Below are 22,007 nucleotides of genomic sequence, written 5' to 3'. Positions count from 1 at the left end.
TTATTCTCTGTCACTATTCTCTGTCGATGCTCTCCTCGATATTGGGGATGCTGCACGCCATGTTGGCGCACTCGTCCTCCAGCCTGTCCACATCCAGGTCGCCTGCGAAGATGCGGTCATCCTTGCCAAGAGCCCCCGGAATGATGGAGAAGGTGTTGGAGATGCCGTCCTGGGCGTGGCGGAAGGGGATCTTCGCCACAGAGGCCAGGGACGCCAGGGCGCCGTGGGTATCCCGCCTGTGCATGGGGTTGGCTCCAGGAGCCAGAGGCTCGCCCTGTTTCCTTCCGTCCGGTGTGTTTCCGGTCTTCTTGCCGTACACCACGTTGGAGGTGATAGTCAGGATGGACATGGTGGGGATGGAGTGGCGGTAGGTATGGTGCTTGCGGATCTTGTCCATAAAGGTCCGGACGATCTCCACGGCGATCTCATCCACCCTGTCATCGTTGTTTCCGTATTTGGGGAAATCTCCCTCCACCTGGTAGTCCACCACGAGGCCGTCCTCATCCCTGACAGGCTTCACCTTCGCGTACCTGATTGCGGACAGGGAGTCGGCTACAACAGAAAGGCCGGCGATGCCGGTGGCAAAGTAGCGCTTCACCTCCCTGTCGTGGAGGGCCATCTGGAGCTTCTCGTAGCAGTACTTGTCGTGCATGTAGTGGATAACATTGAGGGTATTGACATAGAGCTCCGCCAGCCACTCCATCATATCGTCAAATTTCTGCATCACATCATCGTACTCCAGGTACTCCGTGTCCACCGGGCGATACCTCGGTCCCACCTGCACCTTCATGCGCTCATCCATGCCGCCGTTGATGGCGTAGAGCAGGCACTTGGCCAGATTGGCCCGGGCGCCGAAGAACTGCATCTCCTTTCCCACCCGCATGGAGGACACGCAGCAGGCGATGGCGTAGTCGTCGCCATGTGTAGCCCTCATCAGGTCGTCGTTCTCGTACTGGATGGAGGAGGTCTTGATGGACATTTTCGCGCAGTACTCCTTGAAGGCCCTGGGAAGTCTTGTGGACCACAGGACAGTCAGGTTGGGCTCCGGCGCTGTCCCTAAGTTGTCCAGGGTGTGGAGGTAGCGGAAGGATGTCCTTGTCACAAGCGGGCGTCCGTCTATGCCCACGCCTCCGATGGATTCTGTCACCCAGGTTGGATCCCCGGAGAAGAGGGAATTGTACTCCGGCGTGCGGGCGAATTTTACAAGCCGCAGCTTCATGATAAAGTGGTCAATGTACTCCTGGGCCTGCTCCTCTGTGATGAGGCCTCTGTCCAGATCCCTCTGGATGTAGATGTCCAGGAAGGTGGAGGTGCGGCCAAGGCTCATAGCGGCACCGTTCTGCTCCTTGACGGCCGCAAGATAGCCGAAGTAGAGCCACTGGATGGCCTCCTTCGCGTTTCTGGCCGGCCTGCTGATGTCAAAGCCGTAAATGTCTCCCAGCTCCTTTAACTCGCCCAGAGCCCGGATCTGCTCGGCCAGCTCCTCCCGCAGACGGATGTTGTCGCCGGTCATGCGGACAAGGGATGTGGCCAGCTGCTGCTTTTTGTCCTCGATGAGCCAGTCTGTCCCGTAGAGGGCCACCCGGCGGTAGTCTCCGATGATGCGGCCTCTGCCGTAGGCGTCCGGAAGACCGGTGATAATGGCGGATTTTCTGGCAAGGCGCATTTCCGGTGTATACACGTCAAAGACGCCCTGGTTGTGTGTCTTTCTGTATTTGGTAAAGATCTCCACCACCTCCGGATCCACCTCGTAGCCGTTCTCGCGGCAGGCGTTCTGGGCCATGCGGATGCCGCCGAAGGGCTGCAGGGAGCGCTTGAAGGGTTTGTCCGTCTGAAAGCCCACGATCTGCTCCAGGTTCTTGTCCAGGTAGCCCGGTCCGTGGGAGGTGATGCCGGAGACGATCCTGGTGTCCATGTCAAGGACGCCGCCTGCCTCCCGCTCCTTCGCGGACAGATCCAAGACCTGGTCCCAGAGCTTTTTCGTGGCGTCCGTGGGGCCCGCCAGGAAGGACTCGTCTCCCTCGTAGGGTGCGTAGTTGTTCTGAATAAAGTCCCGCACATTTACGGAGGTGCGGTTCCATCTGCCCGGGCGGAAGCCGTCCCAGCTCTCCGCGATCCAATGTTTTTCCATATAGGTTCCTCCTCTGAAATATGTGAATATAAGATCATAAAATAAATAGTTGAACAGCTGTTGTGGCACTATTATATGAGAATGACTATCATTTAGTCAATAGATAGATTGTATTTATTTGTATACAGTATACAAATATGATAAAAATTATACATCTTGCAAATTTAAGAAATTTTTCAACATTTTTTTGATATTTTGGTGTATAGTGTTTGTAGTCAAAATTTCAATGATGTGGAGTGTAGAGAAAATGAAAAGGTTATGGAGAGCTTCGGCGCTCCTGGCCGGCGCGGCCATCGCGCTGGCAGGGTGTAGTCAGACAAGGATCAATGACGGGGAGGAGCAGACCACTACCGTCAACAGAACCGAGGAGAAGGTGGACGAGGAGAAGGTCCGCCTTGATGCTCTGGACCCTTCCGCCTACGGCAATGTGGAGGGGCTGAATCTGGAGGCAGGCACGTATCTATCCATTATCGGAAAGGCCTCCGGCGGAGATTTCTGGGACGATGTGAAGGAGGGGGCCCAGAAGGCGATCTCCGATATCAACGACGCGCTGGGCTACAAGGGGGAGGACCGGGTGCGCATGGTGTACAGCGGCCCCTCCGAGTCGGGGGATGTGGATGAGCAGGTGAACATTCTGGACGAGGAGCTGGCCAGATATCCCCAGGCGGTTGGTATCGCCATCATAGACTCCCAGTCCGGGGACGTGCAGTTTGACCTGGCGGCGGAGAACGGCATATCTGTGGTGACCTACGACTCTCTTAGCAACTATCAGAACGTGATGGCCAAGATCAGCACGGACAACACCGCCGCGGCGGCAGAGGCGGCGGATCACCTGGCGGAAATCCTGGGAGAGAGCGGGGAGATCCTTATATTTGCACACGACTCCCGCTCCGTGACCACCCAGCAGAGAGTGGATGGCTTTACCCAGAAGCTGGCGGCGGACCACCCGGAGATCAAAGTGGGAACTACCTACTATCTGGATGAGCTGGAGGATCTGAAGAAGACCATCGCGGACGAGATCAACGCGGGAACCTACGCGAAGGAGGGGCAGGAGGCCGCTCCCATAGAGGACGAGGAGAGCCAGCTCACCGCGGAGGATATTTCCGACGAGGAGGCTATGGATTATATCTTTGAGAAAAACCCCGATGTCACGGCCATCTACGGCACAAGCGGGGAGGCTGTTATGGATGCTGTGGAGAACACCCAGCGGCTGGAGAAGGAGGACGTGAGCATTGTGGGCTTTGACGCCACAAAGGAGGAGGCTCAGGCCCTGGAGGAGGGGCTGGTGGACGGCCTTGTGGCCCAGAACCCCTACGGCATGGGCTATGCCACAGTGGTGGCCTGCTCAAGGGCCATCCTGGAGCTGGGAAATGAGGCGGAGGTGGACTCCGGCTACACCTGGATCACCGCGGACAACATGGAGGACCCGGAAGTGGCGGCCATGCTGTACTAGTGGGATTGAGAGCTTTTTCCGGCAGTCAGGAGGAAATAAATCTGAGAATGATATATAGCAGGAGGCGGATCTGGCTGTGATTAATTCCCTCGTTTGGGCAGGGAGAAGATGAACTCCGTCCCCACCCCCTCGGTGCTGATGACGTTGATGTTCTCCCCGTGGGCCTGGATGGCCTCCTTCACGATGGACAGGCCCAGGCCGGTGCCCTTCTTGTCCTTCCCCCTGGAGGCGTCTGTCTTGTAGAAGCGCTCCCAGATCTTGTTCAGGGAGTCCCTGGGGATGCCGATGCCGTAGTCCTTGACAGAGATGTAGACCTTGTCGCCCCGGTCCGTGGTCTCCACCGTGATGCTGGAGTCGGAATCGCTGAACTTGATGGCATTGTCGATCAGGTTGTAGAGGACCTGCTGGATCTTTTTCCGGTCCGCGTACACGTTCAGGTGGCGGGCGGCCAGAATGAGCTCAATGGAAATCTTCCTCTTTGTGCAGATGCCCTCAAAGGTGGCGGCCGTGTTCTTGATGACCTCGTGTATGTCGAAAACCTCCTTGTTCAGGAGAATGTCCTTTGTGTCAAACTCGTTCAGCGTCAGCAGATCCTGGGTCAGATCCGTCAGCCGCTCTGTCTCAAAGAGGATGATGTTCAGGTATTTCTGCTGCATTTCCGGAGGGATGGTCCCGTCTGCCATGGCCTCCACATAGCCCTTGATGGAGGTGAGAGGGGAACGGAAATCGTGGGATACATTTGCCACGAACTTTTTCTGGTAGTCCTCCATGTCCCGCAGCTGCGCGGACATATAGTTCAGGGAGGCGGACAGATACCCCATCTCGTCCTGGGTGGTCACCGGGATCTCGTACTCCAGGTTGCCGGAGGCGTACTGGGTGGCAGCCTCCGTTATTTTGCGCAGAGGCCGGTACACGAGAAACTGGAAGGCCAGCAGCACGATGAAGGAGAGAAGATAAATGATGATCACCGTGGCGTAGACAGAGCGCATCAGGGTGTCCCTGAAATCCGTCAGGTCAGAGACCTCCTTGTGGATCAGCAGGTAGCCCTTTGTGGAAAAGCCCTGGACCACCGGGGCGCTGACTGTGAGTACATCCTCCTCAAAATAGCCGTGGTAGTTTCCCTCCTGATATGTGGCGCTGCCGCTGGCGGCGGGATCAAAGCCCCGGATCTGGGCCGGGGCGGTGGGGTAGCTGTCAGGGCGGGAGGAGACCAGCACATTGCCCTCCCGGTCCACCAGCCAGACGGCGGCCTTTGCGTAGGCGGAAATGCCGTTCAGCTGCATCTTTACGTCAGAGCCTGTGAGCAGATCGCTGAAGTACCCCGGCAGGTAGTCGTTGGCCATGGCAGTGGCCTGGGCGTAGAGCCGGTCCGCCTCCGAGGACTTGAGGCCGCTGTAGGTCAGCCCCGAGGCCAGGGTGGCGGCGGTGAAAAGGCTCAGGAACCCGAGAATGATGTAGACGATGATAAATTTCAGATACAGCGTGCTGTTCAGAGGAAGATTATTCTTTTTTGCTTTTTTTCGTCTGAAAAACATTCGTTTACCTCGAACACTATTTTACCTCGAATTTATAGCCGATGCCCCACACGGTGGCAAGAGACCAGGACGGATGGTCCTTGATCTTCTCCCGGAGTCGTTTGATGTGCACGTCCACAGTCCGGGTGTCGCCGATGTACTCATAGCCCCAGATCTGGTCCAGAAGCTGTTCCCTTGTGAAGACCTGGTTCGGGGAGGAGGCCAGGAAATAGAGGAGCTCCAGCTCCTTTGGAGGCATATCCACATTTTTTCCGTCCAGGAGGACAGAGTAGTTGGTGAGATTGATGACAATGCCCGGATACTCCACACATTTTCCCCGCTCCTCCTTCGGAGTCTCCTGGCGGGCCGGCTGGTAGCGCCGAAGGACGGCCCTCACTCTGGCCACCATCTCCTTGGAGTCAAAGGGCTTCATGATGTAGTCGTCCGCCCCCAGCTCCAGTCCCAGCACCTTGTCAAACACCTCCCCCTTGGCGGAGAGCATGATGATGGGGGTCTGGGAGCGGCTGCGGATCTCCCGGCACACCTGGTACCCGTCGATGCCGGGCAGCATCAGATCCAGGAGGATCAGGCTGGGATGGTACAGGTCAAATGCCTTCAGAGCCTCCTCCCCGTCGTGGACGATCATGGTGTCAAAGCACTCCTTTGTCAGGTACAGGGAGATCAGCTCCGCAATATTTTCATCGTCATCTACGATCAGTATTTTCTGTTTGTTTACCATAAATATCCTCCCTCTTAAGATGATGTCGGTCTCTATTTGAATTCCACGATGGTGACGCCCGCATCGCCCTCGCCGAAGGCGGCCAGGTGGAAATCCTTCACGTGCTTCTGCCTGCGCAGATATTTGTGGATGCCGCTGCGCAGGGCGCCGGTGCCCTTGCCGTGTACGATGCGCACCTGGTTTATGTGGGCCAGGTAGGCATCGTCCAGATATTTGTCCAGCTCCGCCACGGCCTCGTCCACAGTCTTCCCGAGGAGGTTGATCTCCGGGCTGACGGACAGGGATTTGCCCATCTTCATCTTGCCCTGTGAGGTGCGCCGCAGGTTTTTCGCCGCTGAGTACACGGGCTGCTCCTCAATGATCTCCAGGTCGGAGATGTTGACCTGGGAGTTGAGGATCCCCATCTGCACGTTCACATTTCCCTTCGCGTCAGGCAGGGAGGTGACGGTGCCGTTCAGGTTCAGGCTCAGCACACGGACAGACTCGCCCAGCTTGAAATCGCCGGGCTTATGCTGCTTCCTGGGCTTTGCGGCCGCCAGCTTTTTGCCGGAGCCGGTGGAGGCGATCTTCTTGCGGAGACGCTCCCTTTCCTTCTCCATCTCCGCAGCGGAGATGTTCTCCTTGCCGAATTTGCGGAAATTTTTCATGGTCTCGTCGGCCATCTCCTTGGCCTCCTCCAGGATGGCCCGGGCCTTGTCGTTTGCCTCCTCCAGGATGCGGTCCCTCTGGGCGTCCAGCTTCTCCTGGCGGGCGGCAGTCTCGTTCTTCAGCTTCTCCAGCTCCCGGCGGTAGGCGCTGATCTCCTCCTTCTCCCTGTCGATGGTGCGGCGGCTCTGCTCCAGGTTCGTCAGCAGGTCCTCAAAGGACTCCTCCTGCTCGGAGAGCTGCTTTTTCGCCTCGTCGATGATGTAGTCCGGCAGCCCCAGCCTGCTGGAGATGGCAAAGGCGTTGCTCTTGCCGGGGATGCCGATGAGGAGCCGGTAGGTGGGCCGCAGGGTGGCCACGTCGAACTCGCAGCAGGCATTTTCCACTCCCTCTGTGGAGAGGGCAAACACCTTCAGCTCGCTGTAGTGGGTGGTGGCCATGGTGCGGATGCCCTGCCTGTGGAGATGCTCCAGGATGGCGATGGCCAGGGCGGCTCCCTCGGTGGGGTCTGTGCCGGCCCCCAGCTCGTCGAAGAGCACCAGGCTGTCCGGGGTGATATGCTTCAAAAAGGACACGATGTTTGTCATGTGGGAGGAGAAGGTGCTGAGGCTCTGCTCAATGCTCTGCTCGTCCCCGATGTCCGCGAACACATTGGTAAATACGCCCAGCTCGGAGCGGTCCAGGGCCGGGATGTGGAGGCCTGCCTGGCCCATCAGGGTGAAAAGCCCCACGGTTTTCAGGGAGACTGTCTTTCCTCCTGTGTTGGGGCCTGTGATGATGAGCAGGTCAAAATCCTCCCCCAGCGTGAGGGAGATGGGAACCACGGACTTCGGGTCCAGAAGGGGATGGCGTCCCTGGCGGATCCGGATCCTCCGCTCGCTGTTAAAGAGGGGGCGGCTGGCGTTCATGGAGAGGGCCAGGGCTCCCCGCGCGAAGATGAAGTCCAGCTCTGTCATGGCCTTGTAGTCCGCCCGGATAGCGTCCACGTGCTGAGCAGTCTCATTGCTTAAGTCTGCCAGGATGACCTGGATCTCCTCCTGCTCTTTTCCGTAGAGCTCCTTCAGGTCATTGTTCAGCTTGACGATGGACATGGGCTCGATGAACAGGGTGGAGCCGGTGGAGGACTGGTCGTGGATCATGCCCGGCACCTGGCTTCTGTACTCGGCCTTCACAGGGATGCAGTACCGGTCCCCCCTCATGGTGATGAGGGCGTCCTGGAGGTAACTGCGCAGAGGGCCGTTCACAAGGGAGGTCAGGGTGGAGTGTATCTTATCACCGGCCAGACTGATCTGGCGGCGAATGTGCTTCAGCCCCGGGCTGGCCTCGTCGCTGATCTCCTCCTCGCTGATGATGCAGCGGTCAATCTCGCCCGCCAGATTGGTGAGGGGTTCGATCTGGTCAAAATAGACGTCCAGGCAGTCGGCGGCCTCGTCCACTGTCTCGTGGCGGCCGTAGGACTTTGCCCTGCCGGCTGCTTTCAGGACCTTGCAGATGCGAAGGAGTTCTCCGGCCCCCAGGGTTCCGCCGATCTCCAGGCGCTTCAGGGAGTCGCTCACCGGATCGCAGCCGGAGAAGGACAGGCGGCCTTTTTTTACAATCCTTGTGAAGGCGGCCTGGGTCTGCTCCTGGGCGGTCTCGATCTTATTGATGTCCGTGTATGGCTTCAGGGAGCGGCAGGACCGCACGCCTCCCGGGCAGGTCGCCTGGGCGGTGAGAAGGTCCACCACTTTGTCAAATTCCAGTTTTGTCAGTGTCTTATGATTCATGATAGGTTCACCTGTATTCCATGTTTTTTTGTCAGATTTTGTCGCACTTTGCCGTGTCCTGTCGGTATATCCCTGCGCAGCAGGGTGAAGCGAGTTCCTCGCTTCAGATTGCGCTTTTGCGCAATCATTATACCGCATTTACAGGGGAAAGGAAAGGATAATTATTGAACATTGCGGGGGGATATTGTATACTAAAACAAGGATTGCACAAGGAGAAGATGGTCATGGAATATCATGAAAATCCTGAGGAGAGCAGAGAGGAAAACGAAGAAGAAAAGAAAGAAGAATTTTCCTTTATGCAGGAAACCATCAAGGATGAGAACGTAGGATACAGGAAGATCCGAAACATGGTCTTGAGATATGCGGGCCTTGGTCTGATATTCGGACTTGCGGCCTGCCTGGGATTTTATGCCCTCAGGCCATGGGCGGAGGACCGGTTTTCCAGCAATCCCAGGAAAATCACCATCCCGGAGGAGGAAGAGGAGGAGACCCAGGAAGGAGAGGAAGGACAGACAGAAGAGCCCTCCCCTGTTCTCACAGTGGATGATTACGAGGAACTGAACCAGGCTCTTGTGACTGTGGCCAACACGGTAAACAGGAGCATGGCGGAGATATCTGTCCAGGTTTCCCAGCCGGAAGGGCAGGACCAGGCGCTTGTGGACGAGGACAGCGTGGCGGGCGTCATCTTTGAGGACAACGGCGTGGAGCTCCTGGTGGCGGCCAAAGGTCTGGCCGTGCCTGAGGGAGGCTCTCTGCAGGCCCGGCTTGTGGACGGCAATTCCTACAGCGTCAGTGTGAAGAGGCAGGATACCAACCTTGGCATTGCGGTCTACGCCATTGCGAAAAACACCCTGTCGGAAAATGCCTGGAACCAGATCCAGACAGTGGCTCTGGGCAGCTCCGGGAGCGTCTCAAAGGGAGATCCTGTCATTGCCATCGGCAGCCCCTTCGGGTATTATGGAGGCATGGGCATTGGCGTTGTCTCCTCCACCAGGGAGACGGTCAGCCGGGCGGACGGAGACTACAGCCTGCTGTGCACGGACATTGGCGGCAGCACAAGCGGCACCGGGATCCTGCTCAACACGGACGGTCAGATCATCGGCCTGATCGACCAGGAGCGCTTCTATGGGGACGGGGAGTCCGGGCCTGTGGCGGCCTACGGCATCTCTGACCTGAAGGACGCCCTGGAATTTCTGTCCAACGGGCAGGCGGTGCCCTACATCGGCATACAGGGGGTCACAGTGACAGAGGAGCTGACAGACAGCCAGGGCATTCCTGCCGGCGTTTACGTGCAGGAGGTCAGCGCCGACTCGCCGGCCATGGCGGCGGGCATCCAGAGCGGCGATGTGATCACCGAGGTGGACGGCACTTCAGTGACCACTCTGTCCGGCTACAACAACGCCCTGATGCAGCAGGAGACAGGCAATGAGATACGGGTTCGGGGGCAGCGCCAGGGAACCGGCGGCTATGTGGACATCACTTTCCGGGTGACTGTGGGAAGTAAAGAGTAAGAAAACGCAAAAGACGCAAACCTTAAAAGACGCAAGACAATTAGAAAATTATCAGAAAGAGGCATTTTATATGAGATATATCAACACTCTCTGCGAGGGAGAGACCATCAGGAACATTTACCTGTGCAAGGGCAAACGTTCCGCTGAGACAAGAAACGGCAAACCATACGACAACCTGATCCTCCAGGACAAGACAGGAACACTGGACGGAAAGGTGTGGGATCCCAACTCCAGCGGCATCGCGGACTATGAGGAGATGGATTTCATCGAGGTGTACGGTGAGGTCATCAGCTACAACAACGCGCTGCAGCTGAATATCAAGCAGATCCGCAGGGCCTACGAGGACGAGTACAACCCGGCGGACTATATGCCTTCCACGGAGAAGGATCCGGAGGCCATGTACCAGGAGCTCTTATCCTACGGCCGCCAGGTGAAAAATCCGTACCTCCGGAAGATCATAGAGTACTACTTTGAAAATGACCCGGATTTCATCAAGAAATTCAAGAACCACTCTGCGGCCAAGACGGTCCACCACGGCTTTGCCGGCGGCCTTCTGGAGCACACCCTCAGCGTGGTGAAGTTCTGCGAGTACATGGTGGGAGCCTACCCCATCCTGAACCGGGATCTTCTCTACACCGCGGCCATGTGCCATGACATCGGGAAGATCAAGGAGCTGTCTCCCTTCCCGGCAAACGACTACACAGACGACGGCCAGCTTCTGGGCCACATCGTCATCGGCGTGGAGATGATCAGCGACGCCATCCGCACCATCCCGGATTTCCCGGAGGTGCTGGCGAGCGAGCTGAAGCACTGCGTCATCGCCCACCACGGCGAGCTGGAGTACGGCTCCCCGAAGAAGCCGGCCCTGGCCGAGGCCATGGCCCTCAACTTCGCGGACTGCACAGACGCCAAGATGCAGACGCTGACCGAGATCTTCAAGGATAAGCAGGGCAGCAGGGAATGGCTGGGATATAACCGGCTCTTCGAGACAAACCTGCGCCGGACGGAGATGTAAATAGTATTAAATGTATTTGGGGACGTAACAAAGTTTAAAAGTGTTACGTCCCAAATTCATATAACTGGTGCGTAAAAGTGACACAAAGGGGAATATTTATGCAGAAAAATGATTTGGTGACAGTGCGGATAGAGGACATGGGCACTGGTGGAGAGGGCATCGGAAAGGTAGACGGATGCGCTCTTTTTATTAAGGATGCGATCATCGGGGACCTGGTGGAAGCAAAGATCATGAAGATGAAGAAAAACTATGGGTATGCAAGATTAATGAATATTCTTGCGCCCTCACCCGCCCGTCAAAATGCAAGGTGCAAGGAGGCCAGAAGATGCGGCGGCTGCCAGATCCAGGAGATGGATTACAGGCAGCAGCTTGCCTTTAAAAAGGGCAAGGTGGAGAACAACCTTCTGCGGCTCGGCGCAGTGCCAAAAGAGGTGCTGGACGCCGCCATGGAGGGGATCATCGGAATGGACGAGCCCTTCCGTTACCGCAATAAAGCCCAGTATCCCATTGGCAGAGACAGAGAAGGCCATCTGACGGCAGGCTTCTATGCCGGACGGACCCATAAGATCATCCCCCTGCCGGACATGGACTGCGCTCTGGGGGCAGAGGAAAATCAGCCTATCCTGCAGGAGATTCTGGCCTTTATGGGGGAATACCACGTGCAGCCCTACGACGAGGAGTCCCACGCCGGGCTGGTGCGCCATGTGCTGATCCGCAAGGGCTTTGCCACCGGAGAGCTGATGGTCTGTCTAGTCATCAACGGAGACGCCCTTCCCCACAGCGATGTGCTGGCAGAGCGGCTGTCCTCCATCCAGGGCATGACGAGCATCACCTGCAGCGTCAACAGGGAGAAGACAAATGTGATCATGGGAAAGGACATAAAAACCATCTGGGGGCAGGACTATATCACAGACTACATCGGCGATGTGAAATTCCACATTTCTCCCCTCTCCTTTTATCAGGTGAACCCGGTGCAGACGGAGCGGCTCTACGGCACGGCCCTGGAGTTCGCCGGCCTGACGGGAAAGGAGACGGTGTGGGATCTGTACTGCGGCATCGGCACCATCTCCCTCTTCCTCGCCCGGAGGGCAGGATGCGTCTGCGGGGTGGAGATCGTCCCCCAGGCCATCCGGGATGCCAAAAACAACGCCGCTATCAACGACATTTCCAACGCCCGGTTTTATGTGGGAAAGGCGGAGGAGGTGCTGCCTAGCATGTACGAAAAAGAGGGGGTGCAGGCGGATGTGATCGTGGTGGACCCGCCCCGGAAGGGCTGCGAGCAGATTGTGCTGGAGACCATGGTGAAGATGCAGCCGGATCGGATCGTGTACGTCAGCTGCGACCCCGCCACCCTGGCCCGGGACGTGAAGTACCTGCGGGGGAACGGGTATGAGCTGGACAGGGTGAAGGCGGTGGATATGTTCCCGCATACGGTGCATGTGGAGACGGTTGTCTTGCTTTCCAAGGGAGAAATCGACTCCAAGAAAGTTCGTGTGGAGTTCTCGCTGGAGGATGTGGATATGTCCGGGTTCCAGAAAGGTGCGACCTATGAGCAGATTAAGGCGTATGTACTGGAAAAACACGGTTTGAAGGTATCCAGCCTGTATATTTCTCAAGTCAAGCGGAAATGTGGGCTGGAAATTGGTCAAAATTATAATCTGTCGAAGAAAGAGGATGCCAAAGTGCCGCAGTGCCCACTGGAAAAGGAAGAGGTAATTATAGATGCACTAAAGCATTTTCAAATAATTTAGCAGATACTAAATAATAACTTCAGTGCAAAATAAACAATACTCCGCCCAAAGCACACTTTGGGCGGAGTATTGTTTAGGATATAGAATCTATTTCTGTTTGAATTGCAGATAAAAAGGCTTCTAATAGCTTTTGTTGAATCACAAACCGTTGTTCTTCAAAGTCGGTAACACCAGCCGTATCCTCATTCCAAAATTCTTTATACTTCTTGGCGACATCGGGGTTTAGTTCTAGGTGGTCGCTAGAATGGCGATAAACCTTTATTCGATGTAGTACGTCAAACAAAGCCGGATAAGTTGACTTGATTTCATTCCAGAAATATTTCTTTTTCCCCAATGATTTGCCGTATTTTTCGATTGACTCAACGAAGCAACGATTACAGATATTGAAGAAATTTTCAAATTCTGGCTCGTTAGACACTGATCCTACATTTACAAATCTATCTGCCTCGGGGAAAGAGTTTTCGCCAAAAAGTTTGCACGTTCCTGCATTAGATATTGCTGTTTCTAGTTGACGCAAATCACGTATAATTGACTTCACACGCTGCGCGACCCATTGATTTCGTTTTTCAAGAGGAACAATTCGATATAGGGTTGTTCTCTTTTCCCTCTTGGCTAATTCCATAGCTACGTATCTTCCAGCTACAGGCATTTTAACATATGGCAACTTTCCATTCTCACGACCAACTAAGCCATAACTGTACAGATGTTTTGTATACTCTGTAATTGCAGATAACTCCACAAAATCCGATGTTTGTCCAGAAGCTAGCAACTCAAACATCTCATACTCTTCGGGGTAGAATTTTTGGATTTCTGAGACAATATGACGGAAATAGTAAGCTAATTCTACATCAATATCATCTTGTAGCTTTTTTAAGTTATCTGCCGTAACTGTAATGGGCCGTTTATCTGGATCATTATATTGACGATTAATGTAGCTACACGCTAGGCGCAGGAGCATAGGATGCCCATTAAATTGATCATATAAAAGTTTCACAGAATCATATTCAAATCTGATACCCATTCTGCGCCCTAAAGTCCGAATCATAGTTCTCGCTTCATCTTCAGATAATCCATGTAAATACTCTGATTGCACGATACTAAATAGTGGATTTTGAACGCCATTAACTGTATCGATTTCTGTAACACTTGGGTTAACACCAGATAATATGAACACAAGATTCCGATGAAGGCTTTGAACAGACCAAATTGTTTGCCAAAAGTCTATAAATTCCGTCTTCCAGTGTTCATCAAGCGGAGATTTGAACGAAATATATTCGATTTCGTCAAACATAATAATAATCTTTATGTTCTTATCTGATGCCGATTTCACAACATATCGAAAACTCTTAATGATGTTTTGTTCATCATATTCTTTTCTAATGCGTATTTTTAATCGATTGGCTATATTGCTACATATTTCTCCAAGGAGCTCGTTCCAGTGAAGTTTTCTGTATGATGGAGACTTACAATCATAAAAAAATACAAACCCAAGATGCTGTTCTCGAATAATTCGATCAATCTTAAACAAAAAGGATGTTTTACCTGTTTTGCGTAGTCCAAAGATACCTCGGTTTTCGCATCGGCGAATCGCATCAATGTATCGTGCAGCAATTTGGTGCCGCCCAAAAAAGGAGGACTCATCTCTAATCGGAAGAGTATAACCAAACAAATCTACGTCATAAAAGTTTTTCTTTAAGATTTTTCTAACATACCAGTTATCGCTAGTACTTGAAATTAAATCAGAATATAAAAAGGGAACTAGCGAACGAGATTCTTCCTCAGAAAAAGACATTATTCCTGCATAATTTTGTATTGCAGGATCTTTGGAAACCATAAAAAAGTTAAGTGTATCTATTCGGTTCATGTATGGGAACATTTTAAACAACATATTTGCAGCTTGTAGAGCTCGTGGCTCTAAAGTATCAAAAGGCGAATATACCAATAATATTTCTTTCTCCAGGCCAAAGGCTTCTTTCATAAAGTCTTCTGGCTTTATCATATATGAAAAGATTGCAGTGTTATTAATGGACTTCACTTCCGCATAATTTATGTCGAAACCGTTTAGAAAAGGCTTCAGGATACTTTCTTGCTCGGGATGTTCGGCCAGAAAGAGATTCTTTATTTCTGATTTAATGGTTCCCATTATTTAAACCTCCAACATATATTTTGGGGTGTTACAATCCCTTCACAATCTCCATAAACCGCTCCAAGGAATATGCTCCCGGATAGTCCGGCTGCTTGGTCTCAAACACCATGTAATACTTGTACTGTTTTCCGGCTAGCTTCGCCCACTGGTCGCCAATTTTAGCCTTTTCCTTGGATTCATCGTTATCCAGATGGTCGCCCTTGGTCTCCACCATCAGTATCTTTCCACTGTGGAGCATCACGATGATATCAGGGTAAGCGTGAACGGGGCCGTTAATCTGGAAACCCAGTCTGGAGATATTACGATGCCACCACTTGACTTTGCCCAGTTCTGATAGTGCCCACACCACCTTGAACTCGTACTCGTTCATATCTTCTTCGGCGGTATAGAGCGATTTCGGCACCATCGAAGTAAATGCCGTTGGAGAGATTACCGCAGGCAGCGCATAGTTGGGTAGGCAGGAAATCTTGTCCTGCTCCAGCCAGGTGTCAAAGACGCCGGAGCGATGCTGGGCAATCAATTCCTTTACCTTTCCCTGAATCTTCACGACATAAGGATACGGCGATTGCTCCAGCTCGGAGAGCTGATCTTCGCTCATGGTGCCGATCACCCGGTCGATGTACTCATCCAGCTCCCGGTCGTTGACACAATTCATTTTGGACAGCTTTTGCTTAATAATGCCCTTACACAGCGAGAGCCGCTTTCCCGAGGGCTGGGTGTTGAACCACTCCCGGAAAAAGGCGCTGTCACCGCCGGACAGCCGCCACGCCTTTGCGGTGCTGTCTTTGCTATCGTCTACATCGACCCGCGCCATCTCAGCGTTGATTGTGGTGAAATCCACATGAGCGTCTTTGTCTCGCAGAGAGAAGCCACCCTCCAAATGCTCTAGTTCCAAGGTTTCGTGGGCTTCCGAAAACAGGCTGGGACCAGTCTCCAGCATAAACTGGGGGAAGCGCAAGGCAGCGGCTTCATCTGCAAATTCCTCATTCATTCGGAACTGATTCATTTTGTCGCGCACCTCCGATGGAGCCTGGCTCAAAGCGGTGTTGTCAGCCTGGTTGATCTCGTCCTCATAGCTTTTGTTCTGTTGCAGGGCCTGCACCAGCATGGGATCAGACTGCACCGCTCCATCCTGCACAGATTGTTCCGCTTCCTGTGCGGCCGCTTCAAAACGTGCCTTCAAATCTGAGCCGTCTACTTCTGGCAGATCCGGTTCATCAGCGGGAGACGGGACAATAGGAAGCTGCTCCGGCTCCGGGGTGGGAGGTGCCATAACGGGGATGTCCACATCTTGTGCCCGGTAGTCACGGTTGCTGAAACCGGCGCTGTTCAGCCCGACCACGACCTTTTCCAGTGTCTGGTGGAAGTCTGCGGAAGATGTGATGACATAGGAGAGATTCAGCACTTCGCTGCTGTTTTTCTGCGTGTAGGGCAGCCGAAGTACACGGCCCAAAATCTGCTCCACATCCACAGTAGAAGTGCGGTTTGCCACCGTGGCCAGCACGTAGGCAAAGGGGCAGTCCCAGCCTTCTTTCAGGGCATTCACGGTGATAATGTACCGGATGGGGCAGTCTGGGGACAGTAAGTCCACATTTTTCAGCTCGTCCTTATCGCCGGTTTTGATGGCGATTTCATTTTCTGGGATACCGCCGTCCACCAGCGTTTTCTTGATTTTTCCGTATGTGGTGCTGTCCGCATTGTTGCGGGGCTGGGCCTGGAACAGAACGATGGGACGAATGTAGCGCCCGCTGGTTTCCTGTTCCCGCTTAGCCTGTGCCTCCAGCTTGGCACGAATGGCGATAGCATCTCCATACACATCGGCCTGGGATTTCCGGTTATACACGATGACTGGCAGCTTGACCATGTTGGCCTTTTTCAGCCGTGCAGCGTCCACAAAAGAGATGATGTTGCTTTTCTGCTTGGGAGTTGCGGTCAGGTCAAACACAAAGCTGGGATTGAAGTTTTGCAGCATTTCCACGCTCAAATCCGAAGTGGCATGGTGGCTTTCGTCCACGATGACCACCGGATTCAGATAGCGGATTACCTGGATCAACGCCGTCTCATCGGTATCGGCCAACAGAACAGCCGGATCATCCATCCACTTTGCAAACTCGGCCAGGTAACCATTCTCCTGATAGGCTTTGCGGCCTTCCTTTTTGCTTGTGCGGAAAGAATCATAGCTGAGGACAAACAAAGAGAGCTGTTCTGTCACAGCAGAGGGGGTGAAGTTCTGCCCCATGAGGGCCTGTTCTTTGGAGTACACCTGTACCCGCCCGCCAAAATCCACATCCAGCCGCTGGCGGTAGGGGTGATCGGGATTTTCCAGTGCCTTGCGGGTTTGGGTCAGAATAGCCTCAGAGGGCACCAGCCACACGACGGCCTTGGCCCGGCGCTGTGGCATGGCGTCAAAAATTGTCCGCAGAGAACTGGCGGCAATATAGGTCTTGCCACCGCCGGTAGGCACCTTGGCACACACATGGGGTACGCCGGGGAGCACATTCACATAATTCGGCATACCGCCGAATCCTACCAGAACATTTTTTTCGTTCCAGAGGGTCTGATACGCCTTTGCTGGGCTTTGCAGTTCCACCACCAGCTCCAGGTAGCGCGCAAGATCGGCAATAACTTCTTTCTGATAAGATTTCAGTTCCATTTCTTCACGCTCCTTTACAGACGGGCAATGTCCCGAGGAATTTTCTTAAAAGTGATGTTATGCTTGCGCAGTGTCTCCTGCGGGATAGCGCACAGGTCGGCATAGATGGTGTAACCCTCGGCTTTGGTCTGGATGGTAGCCAAAAAGGCGTAATTCAGCGTGGTGACTCTTTCTCGCTCATAATAGAAGTAATAGGCGGTGTTGCGGCACAGGCCCATGAAGTAAGGCTCGTCCGTGGGCTGTTCGGCAGTCATGGGCTCTTTGGTCTCCATGTAGTAGACATATTCCTGGATTTTTTGCGGGCCTACTTCTTCGTTGAGGTTGCCGTCCGGCAGCAGAAGCACAGGCCCTAGCTCATAGTAGCTGAAATTGCCGCCGGTGCCTTCCACGGCTTTTTTGCCCTCGCCGTAGCCGTCAATTACTCGCTTGACACGCTCAGCTGTGATACTGTCGGCGTAGTCCATCATTTCCACAAGGATGAATTTACGGTTGCCGCCGTCGGCCTTGTTCATGTTGAGTACAGCATGGGCGGTGGTGCCGGAACCAGCAAACGAATCGAGAATTAGGGCCTTTCGATTCCCCGCAATTGTGAGTATACGCTCGATTAAACGGGAGGGTTTTGGAGTGTCGAAAGGAGACTTATTGTTGAAAATAGATTTTAGAGTTTTTGCGGCTTCATCTGTGTGCCCTACTTCCTCAAAAGACCAATAGTTTGTTGGTAACCTTCCTCCAACTCCGTCAAGATATGTTTTTCTGCGAATACCGCTTTTCCCTCGATTTGAAAAACACAAGAGTGGCCATTTACCTCTATCGTAAATCTGCAAAGCTTTTTTACGAGCTACATCTATTGTATCTGTAAGCATTATGGCCATCACATCATGGCGTACATCATCCACACTGACACCACATATTTCTGCCCGCCGCTCATCATCGCCAATTTGACGTAACTCATAATTGCCCCATCCAAGCATAATTTCAAGCACTTGCTCCTGCCCAAATGCCCAATGCCGCCCATTCGTAGGATAGATCAAACTTCCAGTAAAGGGGTGCTGAACAGCATATACCATGCCTGGATGTGTGGAGGCTCCTGGGGCAAAAGCATCACTGCTTTTCCACGGCATATCGTCATTATCAGGGTTCTTATATCGAGCATTCATTTCCTCTGTACGAGGTAATTTATTTGGATTCCAGCCTGGCTGTTTACTGTAAACAATCAGGTGCTCCACTTCGTTCACAATCCCTTTGGAGTCGTTTCGGGTAGAGTATGTCCGCTGCCATGAAATGTTTGACACAAAGCAGCTGCTTCCAAAAATCTCGTCACAAATTAGATTCAAATTGGCATACTCAGTATCATCAATACTGATAAAAATAACTCCGTCATCCGCTAACAGTCGCTGCAACAACTTCAAGCGGGGATACATCATACACAGCCACTTGTCATGCCGGGAAAGGTCCTCGCCCTCTTTGCCAACCACTTCGCCCAGCCACTTTTTGATCTTGGGGTCATTGACGTTATCGTTGTACACCCAGCCCTCGTTGCCGGTGTTATAGGGAGGATCGATGTAGATGCACTTCACCTTGCCCTCGTACTGGGGCAGCAGGGCTTTTAGCGCCTCCAGATTGTCGCCATGGATAATCATGTTTTCGCTGCCGTTGTCCTCGGCGTGCTGCCCAGCTCCATCATAGCTGTACTGGCGCTCCAGCACCCGATAAGGCACCTCCTGGTGGTGGTTTACCACTTTATCTTTTCCAATCCATTCAAGTGTTGGCATGGGGATTATCCTCCTGTCGGTTTGGCGCTTGATTGGCTGCGTTAGTATTGATCATTTGAGCAAACGCACCAGCTACCTTTGCAAGCTCTGTCTGTCCTTTTTGGATGATCTGTTGCTGATCCATTGCCTCCATCATCCCTTTCGGAACATAAGGATTCTGAATGGTTTCCCATGTGATTTTATCCTTATATCCAAGAGAAATAGCCATTTTCTCAAGTAATTTATCTTGTGCTTGCTGCATTTGCTTTAACTGTATTTCATCTGGGTCCTTGACACAAAGAGCATGATAATATTCACTCCAAGCCTGTCGAACATTTTTATCATCCGAAAAAACAATATCAATAATGTTCATGGCTCGTGTACCTTCAACGGACCAGCCGATTCTGTTCATCATCATCGTCTTAAACACGTCCATTTTATCTTTTCGTTTTGCTGAAACATTTTGCAAATGCTGACCAATTATCACGGCTATTATGGGAATCAGGATAAGTGCAAGCAAGTTCAAAATGGCAGTTACAATTTCAAATGGAGTCATAGATCTCCCTCTCTTTCTATCTTGTTATGGAGCATCAGGAAAAATATCCACAATATCTCCGACATTGACTTTTAACACACCACAAATTTTCCCGAGTGTTTCTAGGGTCACTTCTTCATCTCGGTTCAGCTTTGTCATGGTGTTAGGGGCGATTCCCGCTGCTCGGCGTAAGTCTGCTTTGCTCATTTTTCGATCAATGAGCAGTTTCCAGAGCTTATTGTAAGAGATGGCCATATGGGTACCTCCGTCAGAGAATTCAACTATTATTTTATTATACCAGATATAGGAACTTAGGACAATCGGTTTTCGCACTCCAATACGAAAATTTCCAATTAAGGCCGAGAGTTCCACGTGTGATTTTCCCAGCCGCCGCTGAGCAAAAACAGGCACAGAAATCTGCCCACCACCTGGGCAAAACTCTGTGTCTGTTTACCTGTTCGGGCAGGAGCATATCCAGCGTGCGGGAGCAGGACGGAAAGCCACTGCACGGACAGTCGGGGTGCCTAGAGGGACGTGTCCCTTTGGCTCTGGGTTTCCAATAGGGGCGAGCAGCATCCCTGTTGGCACACGACTTTCCCTCGGAAAGTCTAGTGTGTTATACCTTTGTAAAGCAGATGGCAGCCGGAAATGTAGCACACCTCGGAAAGTGTGGCTACAGTTGCGGCGTTCTGGCGGGAAAGGTTGCCCCTTGCGGGGCAGCATAAGCGACAGAAAAAGGCTGGCAGGCGGTGCGGCAAGCACTGTCTGTCAGCCGTGTCATTAGCGGAACAAAGGTATATCAAAGCCCTCGTCAGCCGTGCTTACCATCGTATCAAAACCACCACGGCAGTTTCCCTCGCAGACTGTCCATCGCCTCGCCCTCCACCTTCTTTGTCCGGCTCTCGCTGAGGTGGAAATAGAGCGCCGCGCCGATCAGCGGGTGTTTGATTCCATCGGTAAACCCATAGCGGTACAGCAGATAGGTCTGCTCTCTGGCAGTCAGCTTGTCCAGCGCCGCATACAACTCTGTCAGCTGCTCTTTTTGAATATAGATTTGCTCTGGCGTTTGGGTGTGAGGGTCGGCTATGGCTTCAATCCGCAGCATCTGTTCATCATCTGAGAGAACGTCATCCAGATATACTCTCTGGAATCCGGGGCCGTCTTTCTTATCCACCATCCGTTGTTCAAATTGGGCGAGAGCTGCGCGGATGCAGTCTGTCATGGCATTGCGGATTGCTGGTGCCGAATAGGTCAGAAATTTCATGCCCCGTCCGGCGTCAAATAAAGGGATCGCATTCAGCAGGCCGATACTTCCCTCCTGCATCAAATCATCCAAATCAATTCCAATATCATTTTCATCCAGCCCCATGTTTCGGTATTGCTCCAGCGCAATTTTTCGGATGAATCCCAGATTCTTTTCCAGCAGAATGTCACGGGCAGCCGTATCCCCTTTCTGTGCCAGTCTGCACAGCTGCTCATTGCTCCGGGTCGGCATTTTGCTTCTCCTGCGCGTGGTCTAAGGTGGATTGGAGAAATTCCGTCAGCGCCTGACCGAACTTGTCTAATGCTTCCTTTTGCACACCGTCCATCCCCGCTGCGCTCTGGGTGACGGCGGCGGAAATCATTTCGGGCGTGATGGTCGGAGTATGAACATCCGCCCCTTTGGTGAGTTCGGTAAACATCTGCTGAGTGATGCCCTTGGTCAAGGACTGCGCTGCTGTGAAATCGTTGCCGATCTCTTTCTTCACTTCCCGCAGCGCCGCCATAAATGTGTTCTGTATCATCGTCAGGTCTGCCTGATATACGGGAACTTTCTGCCGGTTGACAGTTCTGGCCGCCTGCACCGCAGCGTCTGTTTTATTGTTTCGGCGCAGCATGGCGCTGAGAGTAGTAAGCATCTGGTTCTGTCCGGCGAAACCGGCGGCCAGCGTATCGTCAAAATATTGCTCAATCATATAGGTGACTTCTGCAAAGCGAGGGCTTTCCAAAAGGCGGTTGACGATCTCTGCATTGGCTTTTCCGGTGTACAGATTCCGCGCCGCCTGCACCGACAGGCCCAGTTCTTCAATATCAAAATTTGTCCGGTCGGGCGTGTTGACTTCCCCCAGCAGGAAATCTGTGGAGACTTCAAACACTTTCGCAATGCGGAGCAAATGTTCTGTGCTGATCTTATCAGTCTTACCGCTGACAAACCGGCTGATGGCGCTCTCGGTGCTGCCGATGCGGGTCGCCAGCTGTGCCTGGGTAATTTTATGTTCCTTCATAAGCTCCTGCATCCGCTGCCGGATATTGCCGGGCAGATAGGCTCCCTCCATGTGACGCACCTCTCTTCTGAAAACTCTCTTTATCCATTATACCTGATAAAACCAGCGCGGGCAAATGCTTTCCGCTGGCTTC

At 53.0% G+C, this 22,007-nt stretch carries 15 protein-coding genes; 4 read left to right on the top strand and 11 right to left on the bottom strand.

The window, feature by feature from the left end:
* Positions 1-13 precede the first annotated feature (13 nt).
* Complete coding sequence (gene pflB, locus FGQ86_RS07430; protein ID WP_347562493.1) at positions 14-2,116, bottom strand: formate C-acetyltransferase; 2,103 nt, start codon at positions 2,114-2,116, stop codon at positions 14-16.
* 262 nt (positions 2,117-2,378) lie between these two features.
* On the opposite strand from pflB, the gene FGQ86_RS07425 reads away from it, so the two are divergent.
* Positions 2,379-3,584 carry a substrate-binding domain-containing protein gene (locus tag FGQ86_RS07425; RefSeq protein ID WP_138303350.1) on the top strand — a complete coding sequence of 402 codons (1,206 nt, stop codon included), beginning with the start codon at positions 2,379-2,381 and terminating at the stop codon, positions 3,582-3,584.
* Between the two features lie 80 nt (positions 3,585-3,664).
* On the opposite strand, the gene FGQ86_RS07420 is transcribed toward FGQ86_RS07425, so the two are convergent.
* From FGQ86_RS07420 to FGQ86_RS07410, 3 genes are read right to left on the bottom strand one after another with little or no spacing between them, the layout of a single operon-like run.
* Positions 3,665-5,119, bottom strand: coding sequence for a HAMP domain-containing sensor histidine kinase (locus tag FGQ86_RS07420; protein WP_347562492.1), 1,455 nt, complete (start codon positions 5,117-5,119; stop codon positions 3,665-3,667).
* Between the two features lie 16 nt (positions 5,120-5,135).
* Complete coding sequence (locus FGQ86_RS07415) at positions 5,136-5,837, bottom strand: response regulator transcription factor (protein ID WP_033126231.1); 702 nt, start codon at positions 5,835-5,837, stop codon at positions 5,136-5,138.
* Positions 5,838-5,869: 32 nt separating this feature from the next.
* Positions 5,870-8,248, bottom strand: coding sequence for an endonuclease MutS2 (locus FGQ86_RS07410; RefSeq protein ID WP_033126232.1), 2,379 nt, complete (start codon positions 8,246-8,248; stop codon positions 5,870-5,872).
* A 224-nt stretch (positions 8,249-8,472) separates the two neighbouring features.
* Between FGQ86_RS07410 and FGQ86_RS07405 the strand changes: the two genes are divergently transcribed.
* From FGQ86_RS07405 to rlmD, 3 genes are all read left to right on the top strand, one after another.
* Positions 8,473-9,759: a S1C family serine protease gene (locus tag FGQ86_RS07405; protein ID WP_171031526.1), complete on the top strand. Its 1,287-nt coding sequence runs from the start codon at positions 8,473-8,475 to the stop codon at positions 9,757-9,759.
* Between the two features lie 70 nt (positions 9,760-9,829).
* On the top strand, positions 9,830-10,774 hold the full coding sequence (locus tag FGQ86_RS07400; RefSeq protein WP_138303348.1) for an HD domain-containing protein: 945 nt from the start codon (positions 9,830-9,832) through the stop codon (positions 10,772-10,774).
* 98 nt (positions 10,775-10,872) lie between these two features.
* Positions 10,873-12,525, top strand: coding sequence for a 23S rRNA (uracil(1939)-C(5))-methyltransferase RlmD (rlmD, locus tag FGQ86_RS07395; protein WP_138303347.1), 1,653 nt, complete (start codon positions 10,873-10,875; stop codon positions 12,523-12,525).
* 73 nt (positions 12,526-12,598) lie between these two features.
* On the opposite strand, the gene FGQ86_RS07390 is transcribed toward rlmD, so the two are convergent.
* The 7 genes from FGQ86_RS07390 to FGQ86_RS07360 all read right to left on the bottom strand — a co-directional run bounded on the left by FGQ86_RS07390 (position 12,599) and on the right by FGQ86_RS07360 (position 21,925).
* Positions 12,599-14,668, bottom strand: coding sequence for an AAA-like domain-containing protein (locus tag FGQ86_RS07390; protein ID WP_138303346.1), 2,070 nt, complete (start codon positions 14,666-14,668; stop codon positions 12,599-12,601).
* Between the two features lie 31 nt (positions 14,669-14,699).
* Positions 14,700-17,324, bottom strand: coding sequence for a DEAD/DEAH box helicase family protein (locus FGQ86_RS07385; RefSeq protein ID WP_138303345.1), 2,625 nt, complete (start codon positions 17,322-17,324; stop codon positions 14,700-14,702).
* Positions 17,325-17,338: 14 nt separating this feature from the next.
* Positions 17,339-19,096, bottom strand: a complete 1,758-nt coding sequence (locus tag FGQ86_RS07380) for a site-specific DNA-methyltransferase (RefSeq protein ID WP_138303344.1) — start codon at positions 19,094-19,096, stop codon at positions 17,339-17,341.
* A complete protein-coding gene (locus FGQ86_RS07375) occupies positions 19,083-19,631 on the bottom strand; it encodes a DUF6680 family protein (protein ID WP_138303343.1) in 549 nt (182 codons plus the stop codon). The genes FGQ86_RS07380 and FGQ86_RS07375 overlap by 14 nt, the downstream gene beginning before the upstream one ends.
* Before the next feature lie 24 nt (positions 19,632-19,655).
* Positions 19,656-19,865 (bottom strand): helix-turn-helix transcriptional regulator, encoded by a 210-nt coding sequence (locus FGQ86_RS07370; protein WP_138303342.1) that lies wholly within the window; start codon positions 19,863-19,865, stop codon positions 19,656-19,658.
* Between the two features lie 577 nt (positions 19,866-20,442).
* Complete coding sequence (locus FGQ86_RS07365) at positions 20,443-21,105, bottom strand: sigma-70 family RNA polymerase sigma factor (protein ID WP_138303341.1); 663 nt, start codon at positions 21,103-21,105, stop codon at positions 20,443-20,445.
* A complete protein-coding gene (locus FGQ86_RS07360) occupies positions 21,086-21,925 on the bottom strand; it encodes a helix-turn-helix transcriptional regulator (RefSeq protein ID WP_015534243.1) in 840 nt (279 codons plus the stop codon). Before FGQ86_RS07360 ends, FGQ86_RS07365 begins: the two co-directional genes overlap by 20 nt.
* Between the last annotated feature and the right edge of the window lie 82 nt (positions 21,926-22,007).

Origin of the sequence: Clostridium sp. BSD2780061688st1 H5, from assembly GCF_005845155.1 — a bacterium.
GTDB classification, from domain to species: domain Bacteria; phylum Bacillota; class Clostridia; order Lachnospirales; family Lachnospiraceae; genus Claveliimonas; species Claveliimonas intestinigallinarum.
This window is presented reverse-complemented; position numbering and strand designations above follow the sequence as displayed.